Consider the following 26,305-nt stretch of genomic DNA (forward strand, 5'->3'; position numbering starts at 1 on the left):
CCGGGCCGTCCCCCGTGTCACCCGCCGGGTCCGCCGTCCGGGCGCTCTCCCGCACAGCGATGCCCAGCGCCTCCAGTCCGGCCCCCGCCACCAGGCCCGCCCCCGGGCCGTCCGGACCGGGGGCGGCGGCCGGCGCCGGCTGCCGAGTGATCTGCGGCGGCGGCCCGGTGCGCGTCCCGTGCGGATCGGCGGCCGGGGCGGTCAGGCCGGCCGCAGCCAGCGCCCGGCCGACCAGCCGGGCGTGGTGCGGTACGGCTCCCAGGCGGCCCGGGTGACCGGCCGCGCCGGCGCGGATCACCGCGTACACGCGGTCCCCGGCGGCACGGGCCGCGGCCAGCGGCTTGAGCAGCACGACCACCACTCCCCCGCCACCGTCCCCGACACCACCACCCCCACCATCGGCATCGACACCGGCATCCGTGCCCGCACCGGTGTCGGTGTGGGTGCCGGTGTCAATGTGGGTGCCGGTGCGGGGCGGCCGAGGTGCCGGACGCGGTGGCAGCTCGACGGCGCCGGCCAGCGCCGCCTCGCACTCCCCCGCGCGCAGCGCGCCGAGTGCGAGGTGCAGCGCGGTGAGGAAGGAGGACGCGCCGGTGTCGACGCTCAGGCTGGGCCCGCGCAGGTCGAGCAGCCGCGACAGCCGCCCGGCCGGTCCGGGCCCGCCCGGCGTGTCCCCGCCCGGCGCGTTGTCTGCCGGGCCGGCGGCGAGGTAGACACCGACGCTGCGCCCTGCGTGGTCGGGGCCGGTGAGCCGGTCGGTCCGTACTCCGGCGTATCCGGCGCTCTCCAGGGTCTGCCACGCGCTGCGCGCCAGCAGGCGTTCACGGGAGTCCAGGACGGCCGCGCCGGCGGTGTCGAGGCCGAACAGGGCGAGCAGGCCGGCGTCGAACTCCCGGATGCCGTCCGCGAATCGGTCCCCTCCCCGCGGGGACGATGCCGTGGGGGTGTGCTGTTCCAGGGCGTGGCGCCAGAAGGCGTCCAGGTCGTCGGCGTGCGGGAAACAGCCCTGCATTCCCACGACGGCGCACGGCTCGGCGCCGCCGGCACCGGGGCCGGCCGGTGGTTCACGCTCCGCCGCGGGCCGCACCGCGGGGCCGGGCCGCGGCGGTGCTCCGGCCGGCGATGCGGCGCCGCGCAGCAGGGCCACGGCGTGCTCGCGCTGCAGGGTGCCGCCTTTGAACCGCGTCAGGATCTCGCGGGTGTCCGTCACCGTGTGCCCTTCGTGTCAGGCGGAACGGGCCGCCAGCAGGGCAGCCGCCTCGTCGATGCTGAGCACCTCGTCGCGCACCGCGTCCAGCAGGGCGTTCAGGTCGATCTCCACGGCCCGCGGCGGCTGCGCGGGGGCGGGGCCGGACGCGGGTGCGGGTGCGGAGCCGGACGCGGGTGCGGGGCCGGTGGTGCGGGTGTCCGTCACCTGCGCGGTGACGTGTGCGGCCATGGCCGCGAGGTCGGGGTGGTCGTAGAGCAGGTCGGTCTGCTCGCTGAGGCCGTAGGTGCGGTTGATGCCGGCCAGGAACTCCGCGGCCAGGATGGAGTCCAGTCCCAGCGCGGCGAACGGCGCGCTCACGTCGATGTCCTGCGCGGCGCAGTGCAGGATCCCGGCGAGCTGCGTGCGCAGGGTGTCGGTGACGGTGTCCGGCCCCGCGACGGGCCACGGGCCGGCACCGCGCACCGCAGCCGCAGCCTGAGACGGGGCCTGGACCGGGTCGGGCTGCCCGTCACCGTGCCGCGGGGCGGGGCCGGTGCGCGGCAGGGGCCCGGGCGCGGCGAGTTCGGCCGCGACGTGCCGGGCCAGTGCCTCCGGGGTGGGGTGGTCGTACAGCGCGGTGGCCGCAATCTGGGTGCCGTAACGGGCGTTGAGCGCCGCGACGAACTCGAGGGACAGCATCGAGTCCAGGCCCAGCAGCCGGAAGGACTCCTGCGTGTCGAGGGACTGCGGCTCGACCCGCATCATGCCCGCCAGTACCGCGGTGAGCTCGGCGAGCACGTCGGCCGCCGGCGTCGGCGAGGCCGTGTGCGGATGAGGGGCGGAGGTCATGGTGGGCGTCTCCAAGGGTCGGATCCCGGGTGGCCGTCCTGGCATTGTGGGCGCCGCCGCCACCGCGCCACATCCCCGGCCGTGGTGATCCCGCCGAAGGCGACTGGCTCCCGGGAACCAGCCGGCGCCCAAACCCTCCGCCCAAAGAATGAGCCGCCCGCCCACCTGCCTGCCCCTGCCCGCCCACGGCAGCCGCAACGGCGGCTGCCGGCCCGCGCGCCGGTCTCCCGGCGGGCATGGGCTGCGTGCGGCGCCCGCCGGGCCCGTCCGGCAGGCGACCCGCGGTCCGGGCAGGGGAGTCGCGCCACTGGTCCCGTGGCGCCGGGGGTGCCGTCCATCCGGCCCGCGGATACGGCGCGTTCAGCCGCTTCCCGCATCCGCGGGCAGCCCGCGCACCACCCGCACCACCCACCCCGTCCGTCCGCACCATCCGCTCCGTCCGTCCGCACCATCCGGCCCGTCCGCACCGCTCGGACGGTCGGTGCGGCCGGACGGTCGGGGCGGCCCGAGGTGCCCGAGGTGCCCGAGGTGCCCGAGGTGCCCGAGGTGCCCGGGCGGCCCGAGGTGCCGAACCGCCTTGCAGTCCGGCGCAGTTGCTGCCGGCCGCCCGCACGGCGGTGGCCCGTGCCGCCGCCGCGTGGGCGGTGCGGGTTCAGCGGGCCCGTGCGGGCGCGGGGGGTCCCGCGCCGTCGAACGGTGCGGGCGCCGCCGCCGTCTCCGGCGCCGCCGTCTGGATGGAGTGCTGCAGCCGCCGCAGCCGCGGCGAGGGCTCCAGGCCCAGGTCGTTGACGAGGGTGGCGCGCAGCTGGTGGTAGACGCTGAGCGACTCGCTGCGCCGGCCGGAGCGGTGCAGGGCCAGCATGAACTGCGCGTGCAGGTTCTCGTGGGTGCGGTAACGGCTGGTCAGCACGGTCAGTTCGGGCAGCAGTTCACGGTGGCGGCCCAGCCGCAGATCGGCCTCGATGCGCTGGTCCAGCGCGCACAGCCGGCTCTCCTCCAGCCGCCGGGTCTCCATCGCCAGCTGCGCCCCGGCCTGCACGTCGGCGAACGCGGCCCCCGTCCACAGCCGCAGCGCCCCGGCCAGGGTGCGGGCCGCCTCGGCGAAGGCCCCCTGGTCCATGGCCCGGTAGCCCTCCCCCGCGAGCCGCTCGAACTCGCGCACGTCGCTGCTGCCGCCGCCGGAGACGAGCAGATAGCCGCCCGGCAGGGTCATCAGGACGTCCTTGGCGCCGCTGCGGCCGTGCTCGAGCGCCTGCGCGATGAGCTCGCGCAGCTGCAGCACGTACGTCTGCAGGGTGGTACGGGCGCTGCGCGGCGGGGAGTTGCCCCACAGTTCCTCGATGAGGGCCGCGACGGGCACCACCTGGTCGGCACGGAGCGCGAGCAGCGCCAGGACCTGCCGCGGTTTCGGCGCCGTCGGGGTGATGGACACCCCGTTCTCCCGCACTGCCAGTGCGCCCAGTACGTCGATGTCCACGCCGTCTCCCCTGCTCGGTGTCCCGTGCCGCACCCCCGATTACAAAACAGCGCATCCGGTCTGTCAATACCCGACCGGTCGTGCTGTTTTAATGGGGGTGGGGGAGGCTGTCCGTCCGCGGCCCGTGCGCCGCCGGGGAGGGGCGGCTGCCAGGCGTCCTGCGCAACTCCGGTCCGGTTCCGGCCTGTTCCGGCCCGCTCCGGTGGGGCGGGGAGCGGCGGGGCGGGACCGGTCGGCGTCCCGCAAAGCAGACCGTGGGGTCTGCTCCTGGTGCGGAATGCCGGGCGGAAAGCGGAGCGGCGGGGAGTGCGGGGGGCGGGAAGTGCAGGGGCGCGGGGGCGGGTGCGGTGCGGGCGGGTGCCGTGGCGGTGCGGGGCGGTGCGGGCGGGTGCGCCGTGGCCGGTCCGCGGGGTTACTGCGGGGGGTTGCCGTGTTTGCGGGAGGGCAGGTCGGCGTGTTTGGCGTGCAGCATCGCCAGCGCGCGGATGAGGACCTCGCGGGTCTCGGCGGGGTCGATGACGTCGTCGACCAGGCCGCGCTCCGCCGCGTAGTAGGGGTGCATGAGTTCCGCCTTGTACTCCTTGACCATGCGGGCGCGCATGGCCTCGGGGTCGGCGGCGTCGGCGATCTGGCGGCGGAAGATGACGTTGGCGGCGCCCTCGGCGCCCATCACGGCGATCTCGTTGGTGGGCCACGCGTACGTGAGGTCCGCGCCGATGGACTGGGAGTCCATCACGATGTAGGCACCGCCGTACGCCTTGCGCAGGATCAGCGAGATCCTCGGCACCGTCGCGTTGCAGTACGCGTACAGGAGTTTCGCGCCGTGCCGGATGATCCCGCCGTGCTCCTGGTCCACGCCGGGCAGGAAGCCGGGCACGTCCAGCAGGGTGAGGATGGGGATGTTGAAGGCGTCGCACAGCTGCACGAACCGGGCGGCTTTTTCGGAGGCTTCGATGTCCAGGACGCCGGCGAGGGTCTGCGGCTGGTTGGCGACGATGCCCACCACCTGGCCGTCCAGGCGGGCCAGCGCGCAGATGATGTTGCGGGCCCAGCGTTCGTGGACCTCGAGGTAGTCGCCGTCGTCGACGAGTTCCTCGATGACCTTCGTCATGTCGTAGGGCCGGTTGCCGTCCGCGGGCACCAGGTCGAGGAGGATCTCGCCGCGCCGGCCGGCCGGGTCGTGGGCGGTGGTGTGCGGGGGGTTCTCGCGGTTGTTCTGCGGGAGCATCGACAGGAGGTAGCGGACCTCGGCGAGGCAGGTCTCCTCGTCGTCGTAGGCGAAGTGGGCCACGCCGCTGGTCTCGGCGTGCACGTCGGCGCCGCCGAGCCCGTTCTGGCTGATCTCCTCGCCGGTGACGGCCTTGACCACGTCCGGGCCGGTGATGAACATCTGCGAGGTCTCACGGACCATGAACACGAAGTCGGTCAGGGCCGGCGAGTAGGCCGCGCCGCCCGCGCACGGGCCGAGCATCACCGAGATCTGCGGGATGACGCCGGAGGCCTTGGTGTTGCGCTGGAAGATGCCGCCGTAGCCGGCCAGCGCGGAGACGCCCTCCTGGATCCGGGCGCCCGCGCCGTCGTTGAGGGAGACCAGCGGCGCCCCGGCCGCGATGGCCATGTCCATGATCTTGTGGATCTTCGTGGCGTGCGCCTCGCCGAGCGCGCCGCCGAAGATACGGAAGTCGTGGGCGTAGACGAAGACCGTACGGCCCTCCACCGTGCCCCAGCCGGTGATCACACCGTCCGTGTACGGCTTCTTGGCCTCCAGGCCGAAGCCGGTCGCCCGGTGCCGGCGCAGCTGCTCGACCTCCTGGAAACTGTTCTCGTCCAGCAGCAGGGCGATGCGTTCCCGGGCGGTCAGCTTGCCCTTGGCGTGCTGGGCGGCGGTCGCCTTCTCGCTGGGGCCCAGCCGGGCCGCCTCACGGATCGCGTGCAGTTCCGCCACGCGTCCGCGGATGTCGGTCGGCCCCGGCTCGACGGGGGCGGGGGCAGTGGTCATTGCCATGTCAGATCCCTTTCTGGGCGAGGTCCGTATCACTGCCAGCCGCGCGGGCCGCGGTAGGCCCGGGGCCTCCTCCACCAGCGGGAGCCGTTGACCGGCCTGCCCCGGCGGGCGGGTGCGCCGCCCGCGCTGAGCGCGAGCAGCACCACGGTGAGTGCGGCCAGTTCCTCTTCGCCGGCCCGCCCGCGTTCCACGCGCAGGACGGGCTCGTACTGGTTCGGGGTGCCCATACCTCCTCCCTCCTCCTCCTTCTTCTTCAGCCTTGGGGGACACCATCGGTCACCGCGCTCAAGAACCGCTCTCACTGCGCTTGAAGAGCGCTCCACGCCGCCGCCCGCGACCACAGGACGGCCCGGCACACCCGCGCCGCGGGGCCGCGGCGGCCGGACACGGCCCGCACGCAGCAGCACAGGCCGGGACGGGACGGCCGGGGCGGGGCGGGGCGGGGCGGGGGGAAACGCTTCGGCCAGTTGCCGTGGGTGCGGGGCGGGCGGGAGGTGTCCGGCGGGGCGGGCCGGGAGCGCGGGGGCGGGGCGTGCGCTCCGGTGCGCGGCGGGTGCGGGGCGGGGCGCGGACGTGATGTCTTGACGGCGCCCGCGGCGGTGATTACGGATGCCGCCGGCAGCGGCGCGGGCGCGTGGAAATGGCCGACGGTAACCGTCTGGAGTGCGGCGACGGCGGAATCAGGAGTTCGATTCGAGCCGCGCTGCAAGCGTCCTCCAGCGCCCCGGACAGCGGGCGTGACACCGGACTTGGAAGTCCGCTCGAGAACGGCTCCAGGAAATCGCTGGGGAGGGACGGCCGCGGCTAGCGTGAGCGGCGGCGCGGATTTCTGGCCACAAAAAGGAACGGGACAAGGAGCTCGACGACATACGGAGGAGACCGGTGAGGATTCAGGTTCTGGGTCCGTTGAGTGCCGAGGTCAACGGGGGATCCATCGTTCCGAGCGCGGGCAAGCCGCGGCAGATCCTGTCGCTGCTGGCGTTGTATCCCGGACGGGTGATGCCCGTCCCGACCCTCATGGAGGAGATCTGGGCGACGCAGCCCCCGCAGAGCGCACTGACGACCCTGCAGACCTACATCCTGCAGCTGCGCCGGCGGCTGGGCACCGCGATGGGGCCCGGCGCGCCGGGCGGCGCCAAGGAGGTACTGGCCACCCGGCACGGCGGCTACCTGCTGCAGATCCCGCCCGACAGCGTCGACGTGCACCAGTACGACCGGCTGACACGGGAGGGACAGACCGCGTTCGAGAGCGGCGACGACGAGGTCTCCGCCGCCCGCTTCCGCGAGGCCCTGGGACTGTGGGAGGGACCCGCCCTGGTCGACGTACGCCTGGGGCCGGTCCTGGAGATCGAGGTGGTCCGGCTGGAGGAGAGCCGGCTGGTCACCGTGGAGCGGCGCATCGACGCCGACCTGCGGCTGGGCCGGCACGCCGAACTCATCGCCGAACTCATCGAACTGACCGCCCGTCACCCCCAGCACGAGGGGCTGCACTCGCAGGCCATGGTGGCGCTCTACCGCTCCGGCCGGCAGGCCTCCGCCCTGGAGGTCTACCGCAGACTGCGGGTCCGGCTGATCGAGGACCTGGGCGTGGAACCCTCCCCCCAGCTGCAACGGCTGCACCAGGCCGTCCTCACCGTCGACCCCCAGCTGGACGTACTGGCCGGACCGCGCCACAGCTCCACCTACGACCTGTTCACGGCCTGAGCCCGAGCCCGAGCCGAACCCGCGAGCAGGAGGGGCGAAAGCGGGAACGGGAGCGTGGACGGAGGCGGAGGCGGGGGACGGGCGACACGGCCGCCGCCGGGCAGCCTGCGGCCCCCGACCGGCCGGTGACAGCACGACAGGAAACCGGCCCGGGCCCGCCACCCCCGCCCCTGACCCCGGCCCCGGCCCCGGCCCCGGCGCTGGTTCGGCACCGGGTCTGGGCGGGGCGCGGGGGGCCGCCTGCATTTCCGCCCGCCACGGGCCGGGGGCCGCGCGGGGCGCGGGGCGCGGGGGCCGCGTGACTTCCCCGCCCGGTCCCGGCTCGGCCCGATGCCGGGCGGTGCCGGGACCGGGCGGTGCCGGCACCGGGCCGTTTTGGGCGCGTGCGGATGCCCCGCGGAACCGGCGCGCTCTCCCCGGCCCTTCAACTCCTCGACGGGAACGGGGTACGGGCGCATCCGTGCCGTGCGGGTCCGCCCACGGTCCCCGAACCTGCCGCAACGGCGGCGGGCAACGACGGCAGGGACGGTCCGCCCCGGCGGTGTCCCGGCAGCGCCGCGCAGCGGTGGCCGCCGGGACACCGCCGTCCGCGCCCCGCCCGGCCCGCCCGGCCCGCCCGGGGCGGCCGGGCGCGAACACACCGCCGCAGCCCCCTCCTTCACGGCCCCCTCCTTCGCGGCCCCCTCCTTCGCGGCCCCCTCCTTCGCGGGCCCCCTGCTTCGTGGACCCCGCTGCTTCGCGCGGGCGGCGGGGCCGCTGGTGCGCCCGCCCGGGCAACGCCCTGCCCCCGCCCCGGCAGCGCCCTGCGCTCACCGGACTTGCGCGCGACGCCGGCCCGGGGCCGGGTTCAAAAGGGCGGAGTTCAGGGGGGCAGGGTTCAGGGGGCGGGGTTCAGGGGGCGGGGTTCAGGGGGCGGGGTTCAGGGGGCGGGGTGAGGACGGCGCGGACGCCGCGGGCGAGGGCGGACGCGCTGGCGGCGGCATCGCCGATGCCGGTCATGACCACGGCCGGAGCGGGGCCGGCGGCATACGGCATGTGCTGGGCGAGTTCGTAGGCCGCCCGCCCGCCGGGCCCGCACCCGCACAGCACCAGCCGCCGGCCCGGCCCCCGGGCCTGGTGCAGTACGGCCTGCGGGGCGCCGGGGGCACCGTCGGCGTGCACGGCCACGATCTTCTCCGGGCCCCGGTGGCCGCGGACGAACAGGTCGTAACCGCCCCTGGGCACACCGGGGACGACGACCAGGCAGATCACGTCCGCGTGGGGGTGTCCGGGCCGCAGCACGCTCAGCGCGGGACGCGGCGGGGGCGGGGCGGGGCGGGCCATGCGCGGGACCGCGGCCCGGGCCAGCACGTCCAGCAGCTGCCCGGCGGTGGCCGCGGCATCCCGGTGTCCGGGCAGCGCGCCCAGCAGACGCACGCACTGGGCGTGCAGGGCGGCGGCGTCCTCGTCGGCCAGGCGCGCCCGGTCATAGACGGCAGTGAGGGCCAGACCGCCCCCGGTGTCGTGGCGGGCGGTGAGGGTCAGGGGCCGGCCGGTGGCGCCGGCCGCGGTGCGCGGGCTCTGCACGTCGATGCCCTGGGCGGCGAGTTCACCGCGCAGCGCCTGCGGCAGCAGGAGCGGGCCCTCGAACCGCACCAGGGTGTCGGCGCAGGGGTCGGTGAACGTGTCGGCGAACAGACCCGACCCCGCCCCCGACCCCGACACCGACGCAGACACGGACCCGGACACGGCTGGGGGCGGGGAGGGTGGTCTGCCGCTCCACGCGCGGATCGACTCGGCGCCGGCCCACGGATAGGCGGCCAGGTCCAGGAGTGTGTCGCGGACCTGGTGCAGCAGGTTGGTGAGGGGTTCGTCGGGGTCGACGGTCACGGTCATCGGCAGCGGCCCGTCCAGCGGGCCGGGGATGCCCGCGGCGCCCGGCAGGGCGATGTCCCGGCCGGACAGCTGCACCCCGAAACTCACCGGCAGCGGACCTTGCGCGTCCGCCGCCCGGTACAGCAGCAGCGCCCACACCAGGTGCAGGGCGCTGCTCTCCGCCACGCCGCGCAGGGCCGCCCAGGAACGCAGCCGGAAGGTCTGGGCCGCCCGCAGCCGGGTGTGCAGGAGTCCGGGCCCGTGCTGCCCGGTTTCCCCGCCCGCCCGGCCCGGACGGGTCGCGGCGTGCCGCGGCGGCGCGGCCCGCGCCCACAACTGCCGTGCGGCGTCGGTGTTCTGGCCGGCCAGCCAGCGGGCGTGATCACGCAGGTCGGGGCGGCGTTCCCCGCCGGGCAGCACACCGCCCGCGGCGTAGGCGCGGTAGAACTCCCGCAGCAGCAGGTGCACGCCCCGCTCGTCCAGCAGCGCCGGGTGGTAGGTCAGCAGCACCCGCGGGGGCGGGGCCGGCACCGCGGCCGAGGACGCCCCCCGCAGCAGGGCCAGGCGCAGCAGGCCGGGCCGGTGCAGTGCAAAACCCCGCGCCCGGTCGCGCCGCAGAAGCCGCGCCCAGGTGACGGCGGTACGGGAGTGGACGGCGATGTCGGCATCGGCGCGGGCGTGCAGCACCAGACGCGGTGAGGCGACCCAGTCGAAACAGGCCCGCAGCACCGACTCCCGGTCCACGACCGACTGCCACGCCGCGGCGAACCGGGCCACGTCCAGCGGCCCGGACCAGTCCCAGTACAACTGCTCCAGCTGACCGTCCCCGCCACCCGCGCCGCCCGTACCGTCCCCGCCGCCGGTGCTGTCCCAACCGTCCGTACCGCCGGTGCTGTCCGTGCCGTTGGCGGGGCCGGTGTGATCAATGTGGTCGGTGTGGTCGGTGGCGCCGGCGGGGGCGAGGGCCGCGATCAGCAGGGTCTGCTGGTGTCCGGTGACCGGGAGGACCTCACCGCCCGGCGGGGGCGGGGCCAGCACGTCGGCCAGCAGTTCCGCGGGCAGCGGGACGGGGCCCGGCGCGCCGGCGGGCGGGGTCAGGCGCAGGGTGTGACGGCCGGGCCGGTGACTGTCCAGCGCGACGTCGAAGGCACGGTGGCGCTGCGCGAGGCGGGCGGCGACGCTCTCCGCGTCGGCCGGGCCCAGCGGGCCGCACAGTTCCAGCACGAGCGGGCCCCCCGGCGGGGGCGTACCCGGCTCGTGGACCACGGCAAGAACGGCGCCCCGCGGCGCGTACCGGCTGCTCATCCGCCCTCCCGCGAACCAGGGACCACACCCGCGGCACACCAGCGGACCGGCCCCCCGCTCCCCCTACCGCACCCACCGCACCGGCCAGACCGGCCGGACCGGCCCCGCGCAGCCAACACACCCGGCACACCCGGCAGTACCGGCTGGGCGGGCAGTAACGGCTGGGCGGGCCGAAGGGATCGTGGGGACAGGCGGGATCGTGGTGCCCGGCCGGTATCCGGCCGGGCGGCGGCGAAAGCTGCCGCCCGGCCTGCCGCCGGCGGCACGGGGCCGCGCGGGGGCGGGCGGGGCGGTGTGCGGTGGGGTGGCTGCACGGTGGTTCACGACGCCCGCCTCTCGTCATGTCGGCTGTGCGCCGGAGCTGCCCGGCAGCGGCCAGCCTAGCGTCGCCGCAGGTGGGAGGCCTGTTTCCTCGAGCGGGTGTGGAGCGGGCCGCGAAGGGGTCTCGACCGGGAACAGCGGATGGTGGGCGGCACTGACCAGATAGCGGCCGTGGACGAGGTGGGTGGCGAGAATCCACCGCGGCGCGCCGGCCGGTTCGTCGGCCAGGACCGTACGGCCCTGCTCGTCGCGGCTGAAGCCGAACGCGGCGAAACGGCGCCGCATGCCGTGCCCGAGTGCCTTGGTGTAGGCCTCCTTGAGCGTCCACAGGTGCAGCAGCCGCGCCGTGCGGTCGTCCTCGGGCAGCGCGGCGAGTTCGGCGGCCTCGGCGGGGGTGCACACGTAGGGGTGCAGCAGCTCGAAGGACGGCCGGCGGGTGACGGGCTCGGCGTCCACCCCGATCGGCCCGGTGCGGCTGACGGCGACCACGATCAGCTCGTCGGTGTGGGCCAGGCTCACCTCGGTGCCGGCCAGGCCGCGCAGATGGGGGCGGCCGCCGGGCCGGTAGGCCAGGTCGAGGGCGTCCGCGGGCAGTTGCAGGGCGGCGGCCGCGGTGTGTTTGAGGACCATCCGCGAGGCGGCGAAACGCAGCCGGCCGGCCGGCGCGGCCGTCTGCCGGTAGCGCGGCCAGTCACGGCCGAGCAGGCCCCGCAGTCCCGGATCCAGCAGCGCGGCCGCCAGCCACTGCCCCCAGGTGGTGTGCACCAGGACGTGACCGCGGCCGGTGAGCTGGTCATGGACCTCCTCCCAGGGACCCTCGGGACCCGCCACGTGCAGCGGCGGCCCGAGCAGCCCCCCGCTGCTCCCCCGCCCCTGCCCGCCCCCCGGACCCACCCGGCCCACCCGGCCCACCAGATCCGCCGGTTCCGCCAGTTCCGCCGGTTCCGGCAGACCCGGGCCGCCCGTACCCGGCCCGCCCGTGCCCGGCCCGTCCGGGGCGGGGACGTCCGGGGCGGGGACGTCCGGGGCGGGGACGTCCGGGTGGGAGGGGTGCGGGCGGGACGACGGGCGGGGGCGGGCGGGGCCGGTGCTGCCCGGGGCGGCCGGGCCGTGTCCGTTCACCACAGCAGCCGGGTCGCGTAGATGTCGCAGTCCACGCCGTGCCGGACCCGGTCGGCGAGTTCCGCCCAGACCTGTTCGCGCGGGTCGGCGGCCGGGCCGGGCAGCGGCACCCCGAGCCGTTCGGTGATGCCCGACAGTGCCAGCAGCGCCCAGTGCGGGCCGCCCAGGAACAGACCGCGCCCGTCGTCGGCCGCCTCCTGGACCCCGAGCACGGCCGCGGCCAGCCACAGCAGCGCCTGACGGTCCGCCAGCGCCCGTACGGCCGGACCGTCAGGACCGTCCTGGCCCGCCGCGCGGCACGGACGGCGCAGCGCGCGCTGCTCGCTCAGCAGCCGCCGGGCCGCACCGGCCAGCGCGGCACGGTCCGGATCACCGCCGCCCGCACGGGCGGCAGCACGCAGCAGCCCCGACAGCACCACACCGTCCCCGCCCTGCCCGCCCCCGCCCTGTTTGTCCCCGCCCCGCCCGTCCCTGTCCTGCCCGTCCCTGTCCCGCTCCTGCCGGTCCTGCCGGTTCGCGGCGGTGACGGCGGGGTCGGAGCCGGGGTGGGGGTCGGAGGCGGAGCCGGGGTGGGGGTCGGCGAGCCGGAACAGGGCCGGGAGGGCGGTGGGGTGCGGGGGGCGGGGGCTTTCGGCCAGCGCCGGCAGAGCCCGTACCAGGTGGGTCTGCCAGGACCCGGCGGCTGCCGCGTCCACGCCGGCCGCCGGGAGGTCACCGGCCAGTTTCGCCAGCATGCGGCCCTCAGGACCGGCGGGCCCGTGGCCGCACTCGGTCAGCACCAGTTCGAGCTGGGCCAGTACGTCCGCCACTACCGTCGGCACCACGTAGCCGGCCACCGCGGGCAGCAGCGCACCGGACGCGGGACGCATCGGGCGGCGCAGCGCCACGCTGGTCAGGCTCTCGCAGGCCAGCAGGTCGGCGAAGACGGTGGCGAGCACCGGCCGCCACTGCCGCAGGGCCGGCTCGCTGTGGCAGCGGCCGGCCACGATCCGCGCGGCCTGGCGCAGCACGGTACCGGTGGCGGCCAGCAGCGCGGCCGGCCCCAGCAGGGCGGCGGGCACCGGGCACGCCCGCACGGCCGATGCGCAGGCCTGTCCCAGGGCAACGTCCCGGCGCAGGACCGGCCGCAGGGCACGGACCAGCTGGTCGGCGGCCCGTATCCGGCCAAGGCCCGCCGCCGCCAGGAGCCCGGCCCGGTCCTCCCCCGCACCACCCGCACCACCCGCACCACCCGCACCACCCGCACCACCCGCACTGCCGGCGGTGCTGCCGGTGGTGCTGCCGGTGGTGCTGCCGGTGGTGCGGGTGGTGCTGCTGCCGGTGGTGGTGCTGCCGGTGGTGGTGCTGCCGGTGATACGGGTGGTGGTGAGGGCGGGCAGGCCGTAGGGGTTGGCGGCATCCCGGGGGTCGCCGAGCAGGGCGTCCAGGCGCAGTGCGGCGAGTGCCACCTCCAGGGGCGGGGGCAGTGCGGCATAGCGGTGCGCGACGCCCCGGCGGGGCCCGGGTATCACCGCACCACTGCCACTGCCACTGCCACTGCCACTGCCGCTGCCTTGGCCTTGGCCGTGGCCGGGCCGGGCGGGCGGGAGGCCGGCGGGGACGGTGCGGGGGGCGGGACGGGTGACGGCCATGGGCGGCCTCCTGTTCATCTGTTCATCGCAGACGGCGGACGGTGCTCTCCGCATGCCACTTGGCCAGGCCCAGTGCCTGTCTGTCGGCCCGGGACAGCCAGCCGTGCACGTACCGGCGGGCCTCCAGGAGGCTGGTGTTCTCGCCGAGTTCCCGGGCGACGGCGTCCTGCCGGAGCATCGCCCGGTGGGCGGCGACGACCGTCACCCCGGAGGCGTCCGGCAGCAGGGACCACTCGCCGCTGTGGGCGGCGAGCAGGCGGGGCGTGAGGGTCTCCTTGTAGACGATGCGACCGGCGTGCGGGAAACACAGCCGTACCGCCCGGGTGGTGACGGTCCCTGCGTCCTCGGCGGCGCAGGTGTCCACCTGCACCACCTGGACGCCCGGCGCGTCCTCGCGCACGCGGGTCCCCTCGACGTGCGGCAGCCGTTCCTGCCAGTCCCCGATCCGGTAGAGGAAGTCGTAGACCAGCTCGGCGGGGCCCTCGACACGGATCCGGTCCTCGAAGGACAGCAGCAGCTCGTCGAGTTCCTCCCACCGTTCGGCCGCCCCGCGGACCTCGCCGAGCCGGCGCCGTACGCCGGCGGCCGCGTCACCGCGCAGGCGGCTGTCGCCCGCGGCGAGCAGCACGGGCAGCACCCGTTCCTGACGCAGGCTCAGCACGCACCGGGTCTCACCCGCCGGGCGCACCGTCCACACCCCCGAGGTCACCATGCCCGGGCGGGCCTGGTCCTCCTCCTCGAAGACGACACTGCGGTCCTGCGGCCGCAGGACCCGCCGGGTGTGCCGGGAGCGGACGTGGCCGCCCGGGGCACCCGCCTCGTCGGCCACCTCCCACACCAGCAGCCGTTCCCGCACGCCGTCGAAGTCCAGCCGCTCGACGTGCACATGAGAGGGCAGGAACACCGGCCAGCGCACGGCATCGGCCAGCAGGCCGTAGACCACACCGGCCGGAGCGGCCACCTCCACGGCGTCCTCGCCGGCGTGCACGCGCGACGACATGCCTGCCCCTCCTCCTGCGGATACCCCCACCCTGCCCCACCCCACTCGAGCCCGCCTCGCGCCCGCACCGACCCCCCGCACCCCGCCACCCCGGCCGGCACCCCGAACCCCGAACCCCGAACCCCGAACAACCACCGACCCCGCCAACCCCGCCGGCCCCGCCAACCCCGCCGGCCCGAACAACCCGGCCGACCCGCACGGCATGCACCGGCATGCACCGGCATGCACGGCACGGGACACGACAGGTACTGGCTCGGCACTGGCGGGGAGCGGCTTCGCGCGGCCCGGCCCAGGCTTCGCACGGCACCGCCGGTATCGCACGGCCGACGCGGCACGGCATGTCCAGGCCCCCGAGCGGGCGGCCCGCGCCACGCCAAGCCCTACCGCGCCCCCGGCCGAGCCCCGGCCAGATGCCCGTACCCCGGGGGCCCGCGCCAGGGACCGGACCGCCCGGACTTCCCGGCACGGCCTGGCGGTCCAGTCGGTCCAGTCGGTCCGGACGGTCCAGTCGGTCCGGGCGGTCCGGGCTGTGCCTCTCGGCACCGGGGCCCGCCCGGGGAGGAACAAGAGCCCCGGGCCGGGGAGTTGGGGGCCGCTGCCAGGGGATCGGGGCCGGTGACCAGGGGGTTGAGACGGAGCCCGGGGGGCGGGACGGTGCTGGGCCGGGGCGGGACGGTGCTGGGCCGGTGCTGGGCCGGGGTGGGGGTGGGGGTGGGTCAGCCGACCGGGGCGGCGAGCCGTCCGCTCCCGGCGGGGCCCGTACCGGGACCGGCGGACCCGGATCCGGCCGTGGCGGTTGCGGCGGGTGAGCCGTCCGGCCGGGCCATCAGGATGGAACGCTGCAGCTTGCCCAGGGCCGCCGACGGCTCCAGGCCCAGACCGCGTACCAGGGTGGCCCGCAGCCGCTGGTAGGCGTCCAGGGCCTCGCCCCGCCGCCCGGAGCGGTACAGGGCCAGCATGTACTGCCCGCACAGGCTCTCGTGGGTGGGATACCGGCTGACCAGCACGGTCAGCTCGGCGAGCAGTTCACGGTGGCGGCCCAGGCGCAGATCGGCCTCGATGCGCTGGTCCAGCGCGCACAGCCGGCTCTCCTCCAGCCGTTTGACCTGGGTGGCCAGGTGCGGGCCGGCCTGCACGTCGGCCAGCGGCGGCCCGCTCCACAGCGCGAGCGCGGCCCGCAGGTGCCGGGCCGCCTCGGGGAAGTCCGCCCCGTCCATCGCCCGGTAGCCCAGCCCGGCCAGCCGCTCGAACTCCCGCACGTCACTGCTGCCCTCACCGCTCTTGAGGAGATAACCGCCCGGCACGGTCAGCAGCACGTCCTTGGCCGTACGGTGCCCGCCCGGATCCCTCTCCAGCGCCGCGGTGATCAGCTCACGCAGCTGCAGGATGTACGTCTGCAGGGTGGGCCGTGCACTGCGCGGCGGCTGCGCGCCCCACAGTTCCTCGCTCAGCATGCCCACCGGCACCATCTGGTCGGCATGCAGCACCAGCAGCGCCAGCACCTGCCGCGGCTTGGGAGCGGTCGGGGTGATCGAGATGCCCTTCTCCCGCACATCAAGTGTGCCGAGTATGTCGGTGTCCACGCCGTCTCCCCTGTCCGTTCGCTGCCATCTGCCAGAGCCCGCGGCCACGCACCGGCCACCACCGCCCCGCCGCCCGCCGCAGAGCCGGCCGGCCCGGTCCCGGGCCCCGTACCGGCCCACCGGCCCACCAACCCGCGGACCGGTAGGACCCGTGAGCCCGTCCGGCCGGCCGCCGGCCCGCCGGCCGCTCTGCGGCTCGTCACCGGCCGGCCGGCCTTCAGACCCGCCGGCGTCAGATCCTCAGATCATCCGCCCAGCCGGTCCGCCGGCCTCCAGGTCCGCCGGGCTCCAGGTCCGCCGTCTTCAGGTGTGCCGTCTTCAGGTGTGCCGTCTTCAGGTGTGCCGGCCGAGGGTTCTGCCGGTCCGTCAGCAGGCCCCGTTCTGCCGGGACTTGCCGGGCCGCGGACTGACCGCCGCCCCCGTGCTTCCCGGCACACCCGAGTAAAAAACAGCATGGACGGTATGTCAATCTCAAACCGGTCGTCGTGTTTTCTCTCCGCCGGCACTCGAGACCCCCTCCAGGGAACGCGACTTTTGCCGCACAACGCCCCGGCCAGGCGGAACACCGGCCCTGCGGGCCCGCTCCCCGCACGACTTGACCTCTCCATTGCCGGACCATGCGGTCTGTTTACCCGGAGGCGGGTGCGGTCCCCCGCACGGAACGAGCCGGATCCCCGCCCCGACGGGCAGAACCGGTCCGCCGCCCGCAGGCGGACTCGGCCTGCCGCCGCAGACGGAACCGGCCTGCGCCCGGGGGCGGGACCGGAGATCCGCCGCCGGGGGGCGGGGCCGCTAGCGGGGGGCGGGGCCGGTCTCGGCGGCGGGTATGCCCGGCCGTGCCGGGCGCCGGGGCGGGGGCGCGGCGAGGCCGGGCAGCAGCAGGGCCCAGAACTGTTCCACCAGATGCGGGGAGAGGTGGAAGCGGTGGCGGGAGGCGAGACCGGCCAGCCCGAGGGTGGCGGCGACCACGGCCACCGCGGCCGCCTCCGGGGAGACCCCCTCCGCCAGTTCACCCGCACCATGGGCCTCGCGCAGCAGCGCGTGCACCCACTCGCTCCACCACCGGCCCGGCCCCTCACCGCCCTTGCGCGAGGGATCACCGCCCAGCCCGAACCCGGCCCGCAGCACCGGGTCGGCCGACAGCCCCAGCACCAGGTCACGGCTGACCTCCACCAGCAACCGCAGCGCCGCACCCCCCGCACCCGCTCCGGCGGGGCCGCCCGGCACCCCGCCCGGCGGCGCGTCCTGGCGCGCGGCCAGCCGCTGCAGGGAGACGGTCGCCGCCGCCTCCACCTCACGGGCCAGCAGATCCTTGCTCGGGAAATGGAAATGCAGCGCCCCGGTACTCACCCCGGCCCGCCGGCTGATCGCCGGCAGCGAGGCGAGGGCGTACCCGTCATCGGCGAACACCTCGGCCGCCGCCCGGACCAGGGCCTGGCGCGTACGTGCCGCCCGAACCTGCTTGACCATCCCGCCTCCTCCCGGGCCCGCACCGGCCGCCGCCACGGCGGACACCCCCGGGCACTCCGAGGCCATACCCTACCAAACCGCACGCGCGGTATGTTTCACTGCGGGGATGCCCCGCCGGCACCCCGCCCCACCCCGGCCCGCAGACACCGCCACCGGCCGCCACCGGCCCGGAAACCCCAGGCCACCGCCCCCGGCACCCACCAACGGCCGCCCGGCCACCGGACACAGCCCCACGGAACAGAAACCGGCCGCACCCCACCCCGCCCGCACCGGCACCGGCACCGGCACCGGCACACCGCGCGGGCAGCCACACGGCCCATCCCGCACAAGCCACCCCGCCCGGTCCGCACACACAAACCGGCCCACAGGCCGAGGCACGGGCCCCGAGTCACGGGCCGGTCCACGACTGCGAGGAGGGCCGTGCGGGACGGGCGCCGGCCTGCCCGCCCGCCGCCCTGCCGGTCTGCGGGCCTGCCGGTCTGCGGGCCTGCGGGTCTGGGGGTGGGCGGTGCGAGCGGGCCGGGTGTCAGGCGGTCAGGCGGGAGCGGCGACCTCGTCCAGGTCCCCCAGCTCTCCCGCCTCGGCGGCCAGCCGCTCGCCCTCGGCGGCGACCTCGGCGGCCCGGGCCGGGTCGGTGACCAGCTTGCCGAGCACCGCGGGCACCGCGATGCTCGGCAGCAGATGCTCGAACAGCGCGGAGACCCGCCGCTCCAGATCCTCCCGGCCCGCCAGCGTGTGGGAGTAGACCTGCACACCCGTCCACGCGGCCGAGAACACCCACGCACTCTCCGCCGGGTCCACATGCGGCAGCAGTTCACCCTGCTCCCGCGCCTCGCGCAGCACCTTCTCCGTCGCATCCAGCCAGGTCGTGATCGTCCAGGTGCCGAAGATGGCCCCCATCTCCTGGCCCAGCGAAAGTCTCGCCGAGGCACTGACCACCGGGTTGCGGCGCATCCGGTACGCCAGCGACAGCCCCATGTCCACCAGCTCCTGCAGCTTGCTCGCCCGGGGCGCCAGCGTGAAACCCGAGAACTGCTCCGCCAGCACCCCCTCCGCCAGCGCCTGCTTCGAGGGGAAATGGAAGTACAGAGCCCCCTTGGTCACACCCGCCCGGGTCAGCACCTCACCGATCGTGGCGGCCTCATACCCGCGCTCGTCGAAAACCGACGCCGCCGCATTCAAAATCGCCCGCCGGGTGCGAATCGCACGCTCCTGCCGCACCACGAACCCTCCAGTGGTCGTTCCTCACTCCATCGCAAGATGTTTTCCTTGCAACCACTCCAAACCAAACCAGGTAGTCCGTATTTTCACAAGGGCGGCGCCCCCGCCACCACCCCGCCCCGGCTCAAAACCCCGCCCCCGCCCACCCCCGCACCACACCGCCCCGCCCGCCCCCTCACCGGGCCGGACAACACCTCCACCCCCCACCCGCCACCCCCCGCACCCACCCAACCGGAAGTCCGGATTCAACCGGTCCCCGCCCACCCCGCCCCGCCCCGAACCACCACACCCGCACACCCCGACCCCACAACAACCCCACCCGCCACCCCCACCCACACCCGACAGCCCAACAACCAACACCCGGCACGGCAGACCCCGGCACTACAACCAGACGCTCACCCGACCACACCAGGAACGGACACGGCCCACACCCCACCCGCACCCCCCACCCCGTGCCGCCACGCTCACCACCCGCACCGCCGGGCCCACACCCGAAAACCCCGGCGAACACCACCCAGCCGCCCGCCCGCCAACAGCCCCCAGGCGCCCCGGCACCCGGCAGCACACCCCCCGGGACCAAGACGCCTGACCCACCCGCCCAGACAGCACACAACCGCAGACAACCGCAGACAACGACGGGGCGGACACCGGCACCCGCGCACCACCGGGCCCCTTCCCCGCACGGCCCGGCACACCGGAGAAACCGCATCCGCACACGGCCCGGCAGAACGACGTCTGCCACCCCACCCCGGCCCTGCCGCCCGGCACCCCTGGGCACCCCGGCACCCCTGGGTGCCCGCGTCTCCTGCCGGGGCCGCACCGCAACACACCACAGGCGCCGGCCGGTTCACACAGCAGGAAAATCCCCTACACCCACAACGTCACGCAGACGGTCGCCACCAAGCCCACCCGGCACCAGGCCCCCGAACACCCGGACCGGCCGCACCCGACAGGACCGGAACCCTTCCCCGGTCCGCGAACCCCCAACCGGCCTCCCGGACCGGCCACCGGCCACGAAACCCCCCGCCCCCGGCCTCCCGCGCACCGTCACAACCAGCAGCACCCCACCCCCACCGGCGCCGGCCCCGTCCGGGCAGCACCAGCCGAAAACTCCGGCAACCACCGACCGGAGCCTCCCCCTCAGCCCGCACTCCACCCACAGCACCCACAGCGCCCACAGCAGCGACAAGCCACAGGCCAGAACCGGCCGGCCCCACAAAAACCCGCCCGAGACAGCCACAAGGAGAGCGCCGGGCGGCCGCCACCGACAACCACCCACCACAGCCGGCAAACCCGAGACAAGACAACACCAGGCCCCACGAGACAAGACAAGGCACGACGAGGCAAGGCAAGCCCGGATGACGGAACTTGACGCAGCCGACACCCCCGGACCCACGCCATCCCCGGCACCGCCCGGCCCACCGCCCCAGAACGGCCACCACCACCACACACACCGCACCCGCAGGGCGACCCGGCCCGCGAAACAGACAACACACCGCCCCGCACCAGCCCCTGGCCGGCACCGGCCAGGACCCCCACCCCGGTCAACCCACCAAACCCACCAAACCCACCAAGCCAAGCGGCCCTGGCGGGCCTGGCGGAGTCCGGCAGGCCCGGTCGCTCACCCGGCCGCAGCAGCCGGGTGAGCCGCCGGGCCCGGCACCACGGGCAGCACCCGCGGCCCGTTCGAAATGAACGACTCCGTACGCGGCAGCTCCCCCGGCCCGAACGCCGCCCGCATCCGCGGGAAACGCCCGAACAACGCCCGCAACGCGATCTCCGCCTCCAGCCGCGCCAGCGGCGCCCCCAGGCAGTAATGCACCCCATGACCGAACGACAGATGCTCCCGACGCGTCTTTCGCGTCACATCGAACACATCCGCATCCTCCCCGTGCACCCCCGGATCCCGGCCCGCCGCCGCGAACGACATCACCAGCGCATCCCCCCGCCCGATCACCGTCTCCCCCACCCGCACATCCTCCACCGCATACCGCAAAATCGCATTCGCCCCCGGCGCCTCCACCCGCACCGCCTCCTCCACCACATCCCCCCACGACGCCCGCCCCGACCGCACCAACTCCAGCTGACCCACATCCCCCAGCAACAACGCCACCGCATTGCCCAGCAGATTCACCGTCGGCTCACACCCCGCACTCAACAACATGATCAAGTTGTCGACCAGCTCCTTCCCACCCAACCCCCACCCCCACCCGCACCACCCGCACCACCCGCACCACCCGCACCACCGGCATCACCCGCCGCGATCAGCGCACTGGTCAGATCCTCACCCGGACAACGCCGCTTGAACGCGACCAACTCCCCCATCGTCGAATACAGCGCCCGGTAATTGGCCTGCGCCTCCACCGACGACACCGCCGTATCGAAAAACCCGTCAATGATCTCCCGCAACGGCCCCCGGAACTCCTCCGGAATCCCGAACAACTCCAACATCACCAGCCCCGGCAACGGCAGCGCGAACAACTCCCGCACATCCACCACCCCGCCCGCAGCCCGCCCCGCCGCCTCCTCCACCCCATCCAGCAGACCCCCCGCGATCTCCTCCACCCGCGGCCCCAGCAACGCCACCCGCCGCGCCGTGAACGCCGACGCCATCAACCCCCGCAACCGCCGATGCTCCGCCCCGTACGACGTCACCAGATTCTGCACCGACACCCACACCGCCAACGGCCAACTCCCCGACACCTCCCCCCGCCGCCACGCCGGCCAATGCCGATACGCATCCTTCGACACCCGCCCATCCGTCAACAACCCACGCATCACCCCCGCATCCGTCACCACCCACGCCCCCACCCCACCCGGCAACACCACCCGCGACACCGCACCCCGCCCCCGCAACACAGCCGCCTCCCCCTGCACATCCCGCCCCAACACATCCAACACAAACGGACACCCCCCACCACCCGAACCACCCACCCCAACCACCCCACCCGGACCACCCAGCACCCCCACACCCGCCCCACTCCCCGCCAGCCCCGCCAGCCCCGCCACCACCGCCGCCTCACTCCCCGCAAGCCCAGCCGACCCCGCCGACCCGGCCACCGCCGTCACACTCCCGGCCGTCCCACCGCCCCCCGACCCAGCCACCGCCGCCGCCTCACTCCCGGCCGTCCCGGCCACCCCGCCCCCGGCCACCCCGCCCCCGGCCGCCTCGCCCCCGTCCAGCCCGTCCAGCCCACTGCGACCCTGCTCACGCCCATCCAGCCGACGCACCATCAGACCCTCCCCGCAGACAGCGAAAACACCGGAAAAACCACAACGACACGAACCAACACAGCAATACAAACAATCACCAACAACACAAAACCGGCACAAAACGCCAGCCCACAACACAACACAGCACGGCACGGCGCGGCACACCCAGCGCCACCAAGGCCGCCCCGCACCCACGCACCACCCGACACCCCCGCCACCACGAACCGCCCCGCACCGAACCGCCCGGCACCGAACGGCCCGTCACCCCACCACGAGGAAACCGGCAACGCACCACCCCCGCACCCCCACCAGGAACGAAGCAGACACGACACCCACACCGGCACCAGACCCCACGCCCGCCCCGACCCCCGCACGGCCACCCCCAACCCGCACCCCCCGACCCCCGCACCCCCGCACGGCCACCCCCAACCCGCACCCCCCCGCACCCCCGCACGGCCACCCCCGGCCGGCACCCCCCGACCCCCCACACCACCAGCACCGCACCATCCCGGCCCCGCCACCAGCACCGCCACCCACAGCACCGGCCCGAACCCTCACACCACCCACACCCACACCCGCGCACGCGCCCACGCCCACGCCCACGGCACAGGCCCGCACCCGCCCAAAACAGCACCCAAACCAAACCGCTCAGCCGGTTTCACCATAGCCCCCGAACCCGCCACCCGCGAGAGCCCCACCCCACCCCCGCCACCGAACCCGAGCCTCGCACAGCACCCCGCACCCACGGAAGACACCACCAGAACGGAATACAACCCCCCGTTTACCCGGAAAGATCCCCACCCCGCCCGCCCCCGGCCACCGACCCCCGCCACCCCGCCCGCCCGGACCCTCCACCCGACCGCCGGCCGCGAAATTCCCCGCCCACCCTTGAAAAGAAAACCGGTAGGTTCGTATCTTATGACCCTGCACGGTCGATCCCAGCCCATCCAACGGCGCAACGGAGACACCCATGACCCTGCTCACCGTCCACCAGGACAACCACCCCACCCCACCCGCCACCACCCCACCCCCGCACCCCGCCCCCACCACCCCCATGCCCCGCCTCACCACCACCGTCCCCCGCGAATACGTCCACCGCTCAAGCCTCGCCGAGGTCTTCCTCACCGGCAGCGAAAAAACCGGCGACAACCACTACACCCTCACCGCCCAATGGCCCCGCGCCCACACCTTCTACACCACCCCCGACGGCACCCACCACGACCCCCTCCAAGCCGCAGAAACCATCCGCCAAACCGGCCTCTACCTCGCCCACGCCGAACTCGGCGTCCCCCTCGACCACCACTTCCTCATGTGGAACATCCACCTCACCACCCACCCCCAACACCTCCACATCGGCCCCACCCCCACCGACCTCACCCTCACCGCCACCTGCACCACCCTCCGCTACAAAGGCAAACGCCTCGCCGACTTCACCATGCACATCCACATCACCCGCAACGGCCACACCACCGCCACCGGCGGCGGCCAATTCACCTGCCTCACCCCCACCACCTACCAACGCCTCCGCCAACCCCACACCACCCAACCCACCCCCCAACCCACCCCACCCCCCACACCCCCCACCGACCCCACCCCCTACGGACGCCACCTCCCCCTCGACCTCGTCCTCACCCCCACCCCCCAACCCCACACCTGGCAACTCACCCCCAACCCCCACCACCCCATCCTCTTCGACCACACCACCGACCACATCCCCGGCATGGTCCTCCTCGAAGCCGCCCGCCAAGCCACCCACACCCACACCCACCCCACCCCCACCCACCTCACCACCCTCCACGCCACCTTCCACCGCTACACCGAACACCACACCCCCACCTACATCACCACCCACACAACCAGCGACACCCCCACCCCAAACACCAACCAAAACACCACCACCAACAACAACCGAACCAACAACAACCGAACCCACAACAACCGAACCCACACCACCCCCACCACCAACACCCCCACCAACACCCCCACCAACACCCCCACCAACACCCGCACCATCCACGTCACCGGCCACCAAAACAACCACACCGTCTTCACCGCCCACATCACCACCACCCCCACCCACCACCCCTAACCCACCAACCCCAACCCACCAACCACGCAACCCAACCCCCACACCCAACCCACCACCAACCCCCACCACCCACGCAACCCAACCCCCACACCCAACCAGCCACGGCACCCGCATCCCTCTCACCACAGAGTCAGAGCCACCAACCCCGTATCCACGACGGGTCATCACCGCGAGGAGCAGCTGGACGTGTGGACGAACTCATGGACAGCGAGGAGTCGAACCCCACCAAGCGCAATGGGACTATGTGACACCTGAGCGTCTCGGCCCTCTCGTGCCACTGGTGCGAGCCGGTGCCCGCTTCGACCACGGCCACCTGGTCGAGTGCCCCGAGGAGGCCACGGAGTGAATGGCACCAACAGCGCCAATGACCGTTCCACCGAGGACGAGCACCAGCGATTCGCCCGCTACCTGGATGAGCTGGCCGTCGTCCGTGACGAGGACGAAGCCGAGTTGGTCACCAGAATCTTGCGCGACCCGGACACGACGATGGCGCAGTCGGCCATCGTCCGCCACCTCGACCGTCGCGCGGCGCAGTTGCTGACCGACGACGGGTTCACCTCCTGGGCCCACGCAATGGCCGAGGTCAGCGCGGAGCGGGTGTTCCTCCCCCACCGGCTGCACGAATGGCGTGCTGCGGTCAATCACCATGGGCGAGCCGTGGAGCTCGGAGGAAGTCACCACGGGATCCGACTGGTTCCAGCGCAAGGCCGTCGAGACCCTGCCCTCACCCGTCGTCCTCACCCTGCTCGCCGAGTCAGGAAGAACCCGGCGCGTCCGTGCTAACGCCAGTCACCGACTACGTCAGCGACACCACCGCGACTGACTTGATCCACAGGTCCCGGCGTTCCTCCCTTTCTCCGCCTCCACGGACCTACCGCACCGCGTGCCGGATGGCAGACAACAGACGCGGGGTGCGGGGCGCCGGCCATCAACGCACCCGCCCAGCACTGCGGAAGGTCGCGATGCCGACAGCAAGGAGCCAGTAGCTGAGGAGGGCGCCCATGAGTGCGGTGGTACCCCAACCTTTGGCGGCATAGAAATCGGCCGGGGTGTTGCCGAAGAACAGGGACGGCACAAAGGCCAAGTTCACAGCGTCCAGAACGTAGGCCGTGCGGTGAGTCCAGCACGGCAGCAGACATGCCTTGCTCGCGGCGTATCCGAAGCTGACGAGGAACATGCCCAGCAACATGCGAGAGATCGTCCCGTAGAGGATGTAGGTACCCGAGACCGTGACCGTGACCGTGGGATCGACGGGATGGTCGGCAGCGATGACAGCTCCGGCTTCCAGACCGCTGGATACGAGGGTGATCGCGGTGTACGTGAGGCCGCTCCCGGGCCCGGGATCCTGAGGCCAGGTGCACGGATTGAGTGGCAGCGCGTCAGATACCAGCGCGGCGCTGCAGCAGCAATGCTGCAGCGCCGCAGGCCCGCGTTTGTCAGTCGTGGTCTGTGCTGAGGGCGATGTGGCGCCAGACGTCCATTTCTTCTCGGACGCTGGTGAGCTTGGCCTCGTAGGCCCGGAGGGTGTCGGCGCCCAACTGGAGGCGCAGCGGGGGCTGCGGGGTCTGGGCAATGTCGATGATGGCGCGGGCGGCTTTGGCTGGGTCGCCGGGCTGGGCGTGGTTGAGGTCGGTCATGGCGTTGCGCACCGCGCCGGCGGTGGGGGCGTAGTCCTCGATGACCTCGACGTCGGTGTGGAGGCTGGCAGAGTCGAGGAAGTCGGTACGGAAGAAGCCCGGTTCCACGAGCGTGACGTGCACGCCCAGAGGGGCCAGTTCGGCGGCGAGGGTCTCGCCGATGGCTTCGACGGCGAACTTCGTCGAGGCGTAGATTCCCCATCCGGGCGAGGTGGCGAAGCCGACGATCGAGCTGATGTTGATCACGTGTCCGGCACGCTGGCGCCGCAGGACCGGAAGAACCGCGCGCTGGACGGCGAGCAGGCCGAAGACGTTGGTCTCGTAAATCCGCCGGACTGCCGCGTCGTCAGATTCTTCGATGGCTGCCAGCAGGCCCGTTCCGGCGTTGTTGACCAGGACGTCGATGCGTCCGAACTGCTCCACGGCTGCGTCGACGGCCGCCTGGATGCTGCTGGCGTCGGTGACGTCCAAGGAGAGAGGCAGCAGCACCTCCGGGGCGTCGAGGAACTGTGTGCGGACGGCTTCGGCCTTCCGGGCGGTTGCCACGACCTGGTGTCCTGCCGCAAGCGCGGCGCGGGTGATTTCCAGGCCGAGGCCGCGGGACGAGCCGGTGATGAACCAAACACTCATCGGGT

At 74.2% G+C, this 26,305-nt stretch carries 18 protein-coding genes and 1 pseudogene; 3 read left to right on the forward strand and 16 right to left on the reverse strand.

Annotated features, from left to right (window positions below; translation table 11 throughout):
- The 5 genes from OHB41_RS43135 to OHB41_RS43155 form a co-directional block, all read right to left on the reverse strand.
- Positions 1-1,210 (reverse strand): beta-ketoacyl synthase N-terminal-like domain-containing protein (locus OHB41_RS43135; RefSeq protein WP_266706730.1); only part of this gene is annotated, 1,210 nt, incomplete at its 3' end.
- Positions 1,211-1,225: 15 nt separating this feature from the next.
- Positions 1,226-2,038 (reverse strand): acyl carrier protein, encoded by an 813-nt coding sequence (locus OHB41_RS43140; RefSeq protein ID WP_266695908.1) that lies wholly within the window; start codon positions 2,036-2,038, stop codon positions 1,226-1,228.
- A gap of 652 nt (positions 2,039-2,690) precedes the next feature.
- Complete coding sequence (locus tag OHB41_RS43145) at positions 2,691-3,515, reverse strand: AfsR/SARP family transcriptional regulator (RefSeq protein ID WP_266695909.1); 825 nt, start codon at positions 3,513-3,515, stop codon at positions 2,691-2,693.
- 412 nt (positions 3,516-3,927) lie between these two features.
- Positions 3,928-5,514 carry an acyl-CoA carboxylase subunit beta gene (locus tag OHB41_RS43150; protein ID WP_266705540.1) on the reverse strand — a complete coding sequence of 529 codons (1,587 nt, stop codon included), beginning with the start codon at positions 5,512-5,514 and terminating at the stop codon, positions 3,928-3,930.
- Positions 5,515-5,549: 35 nt separating this feature from the next.
- Positions 5,550-5,747: an acyl-CoA carboxylase subunit epsilon gene (locus OHB41_RS43155; RefSeq protein WP_266695910.1), complete on the reverse strand. Its 198-nt coding sequence runs from the start codon at positions 5,745-5,747 to the stop codon at positions 5,550-5,552.
- Between the two features lie 655 nt (positions 5,748-6,402).
- On the opposite strand from OHB41_RS43155, the gene OHB41_RS43160 reads away from it, so the two are divergent.
- Positions 6,403-7,224, forward strand: coding sequence for an AfsR/SARP family transcriptional regulator (locus tag OHB41_RS43160; protein ID WP_168525349.1), 822 nt, complete (start codon positions 6,403-6,405; stop codon positions 7,222-7,224).
- A gap of 891 nt (positions 7,225-8,115) precedes the next feature.
- Here the strand turns inward: OHB41_RS43160 and OHB41_RS43165 are convergent.
- The 9 genes from OHB41_RS43165 to OHB41_RS52125 all read right to left on the reverse strand — a co-directional run bounded on the left by OHB41_RS43165 (position 8,116) and on the right by OHB41_RS52125 (position 21,416).
- Entirely contained in the window at positions 8,116-10,383 is a 2,268-nt protein-coding gene (locus tag OHB41_RS43165; RefSeq protein WP_266695911.1) for a condensation domain-containing protein, read from the reverse strand.
- A gap of 339 nt (positions 10,384-10,722) precedes the next feature.
- Positions 10,723-11,826, reverse strand: a complete 1,104-nt coding sequence (locus OHB41_RS43170; protein WP_266695912.1) for a 4'-phosphopantetheinyl transferase family protein — start codon at positions 11,824-11,826, stop codon at positions 10,723-10,725.
- The gene (locus tag OHB41_RS43175) at positions 11,823-13,457 is read right to left on the reverse strand and encodes a hypothetical protein (protein WP_266695913.1); all 1,635 of its coding nucleotides are present in this window, start codon (positions 13,455-13,457) and stop codon (positions 11,823-11,825) included. Before OHB41_RS43175 ends, OHB41_RS43170 begins: the two co-directional genes overlap by 4 nt.
- A gap of 22 nt (positions 13,458-13,479) precedes the next feature.
- Complete coding sequence (locus OHB41_RS43180) at positions 13,480-14,457, reverse strand: SRPBCC family protein (protein WP_266695914.1); 978 nt, start codon at positions 14,455-14,457, stop codon at positions 13,480-13,482.
- Between the two features lie 716 nt (positions 14,458-15,173).
- Complete coding sequence (locus tag OHB41_RS43185; RefSeq protein ID WP_266695915.1) at positions 15,174-16,040, reverse strand: AfsR/SARP family transcriptional regulator; 867 nt, start codon at positions 16,038-16,040, stop codon at positions 15,174-15,176.
- 792 nt (positions 16,041-16,832) lie between these two features.
- Positions 16,833-17,510, reverse strand: coding sequence for a ScbR family autoregulator-binding transcription factor (locus OHB41_RS43190; protein WP_266695916.1), 678 nt, complete (start codon positions 17,508-17,510; stop codon positions 16,833-16,835).
- 534 nt (positions 17,511-18,044) lie between these two features.
- The gene (locus OHB41_RS43195) at positions 18,045-18,731 is read right to left on the reverse strand and encodes a ScbR family autoregulator-binding transcription factor (RefSeq protein WP_381240001.1); all 687 of its coding nucleotides are present in this window, start codon (positions 18,729-18,731) and stop codon (positions 18,045-18,047) included.
- Between the two features lie 1,621 nt (positions 18,732-20,352).
- Positions 20,353-20,895 carry a cytochrome P450 gene (locus tag OHB41_RS52120; RefSeq protein ID WP_323138605.1) on the reverse strand — a complete coding sequence of 181 codons (543 nt, stop codon included), beginning with the start codon at positions 20,893-20,895 and terminating at the stop codon, positions 20,353-20,355.
- A gap of 2 nt (positions 20,896-20,897) precedes the next feature.
- The gene (locus OHB41_RS52125) at positions 20,898-21,416 is read right to left on the reverse strand and encodes a cytochrome P450 family protein (protein WP_323138461.1); all 519 of its coding nucleotides are present in this window, start codon (positions 21,414-21,416) and stop codon (positions 20,898-20,900) included.
- A gap of 1,498 nt (positions 21,417-22,914) precedes the next feature.
- On the opposite strand from OHB41_RS52125, the gene OHB41_RS43205 reads away from it, so the two are divergent.
- Entirely contained in the window at positions 22,915-24,033 is a 1,119-nt protein-coding gene (locus OHB41_RS43205) for a ScbA/BarX family gamma-butyrolactone biosynthesis protein (protein WP_266706732.1), read from the forward strand.
- 342 nt (positions 24,034-24,375) lie between these two features.
- A complete protein-coding gene (locus OHB41_RS43210) occupies positions 24,376-24,816 on the forward strand; it encodes a hypothetical protein (RefSeq protein ID WP_266706734.1) in 441 nt (146 codons plus the stop codon).
- 145 nt (positions 24,817-24,961) lie between these two features.
- On the opposite strand, the pseudogene OHB41_RS43215 reads toward OHB41_RS43210, so the two are convergent.
- A pseudogene (locus tag OHB41_RS43215) lies at positions 24,962-25,363 on the reverse strand (hypothetical protein); the annotation flags it as partial.
- A 106-nt stretch (positions 25,364-25,469) separates the two neighbouring features.
- Entirely contained in the window at positions 25,470-26,300 is an 831-nt protein-coding gene (locus tag OHB41_RS43220) for an oxidoreductase (RefSeq protein WP_266706736.1), read from the reverse strand.
- Positions 26,301-26,305: the final 5 nt, after the last annotated feature.

Origin of the sequence: Streptomyces sp. NBC_01571 (assembly GCF_026339875.1) — a bacterium.
Taxonomy (GTDB): domain Bacteria; phylum Actinomycetota; class Actinomycetes; order Streptomycetales; family Streptomycetaceae; genus Streptomyces.

What these genes read in the sequence shown, in the direction of transcription:
- OHB41_RS43140 (WP_266695908.1), bottom strand. Translation starts at nt 2,038, where the DNA reads ATGACCTCCGCCCCTCATCCGCACACGGCCTCGCCGACGCCGGCGGCC.
- OHB41_RS43150 (WP_266705540.1), bottom strand. Translation starts at nt 5,514, where the DNA reads ATGACCACTGCCCCCGCCCCCGTCGAGCCGGGGCCGACCGACATCCGC.
- OHB41_RS43155 (WP_266695910.1), bottom strand. Translation starts at nt 5,747, where the DNA reads ATGGGCACCCCGAACCAGTACGAGCCCGTCCTGCGCGTGGAACGCGGG.
- OHB41_RS43165 (WP_266695911.1), bottom strand. Translation starts at nt 10,383, where the DNA reads ATGAGCAGCCGGTACGCGCCGCGGGGCGCCGTTCTTGCCGTGGTCCAC.
- OHB41_RS43175 (WP_266695913.1), bottom strand. Translation starts at nt 13,457, where the DNA reads ATGGCCGTCACCCGTCCCGCCCCCCGCACCGTCCCCGCCGGCCTCCCG.
- OHB41_RS43180 (WP_266695914.1), bottom strand. Translation starts at nt 14,457, where the DNA reads ATGTCGTCGCGCGTGCACGCCGGCGAGGACGCCGTGGAGGTGGCCGCT.
- OHB41_RS43190 (WP_266695916.1), bottom strand. Translation starts at nt 17,510, where the DNA reads ATGGTCAAGCAGGTTCGGGCGGCACGTACGCGCCAGGCCCTGGTCCGG.
- OHB41_RS52120 (WP_323138605.1), bottom strand. Translation starts at nt 20,895, where the DNA reads ATGTTGTTGAGTGCGGGGTGTGAGCCGACGGTGAATCTGCTGGGCAAT.
- OHB41_RS43205 (WP_266706732.1), top strand. Translation starts at nt 22,915, where the DNA reads ATGACCCTGCTCACCGTCCACCAGGACAACCACCCCACCCCACCCGCC.
- OHB41_RS43220 (WP_266706736.1), bottom strand. Translation starts at nt 26,300, where the DNA reads ATGAGTGTTTGGTTCATCACCGGCTCGTCCCGCGGCCTCGGCCTGGAA.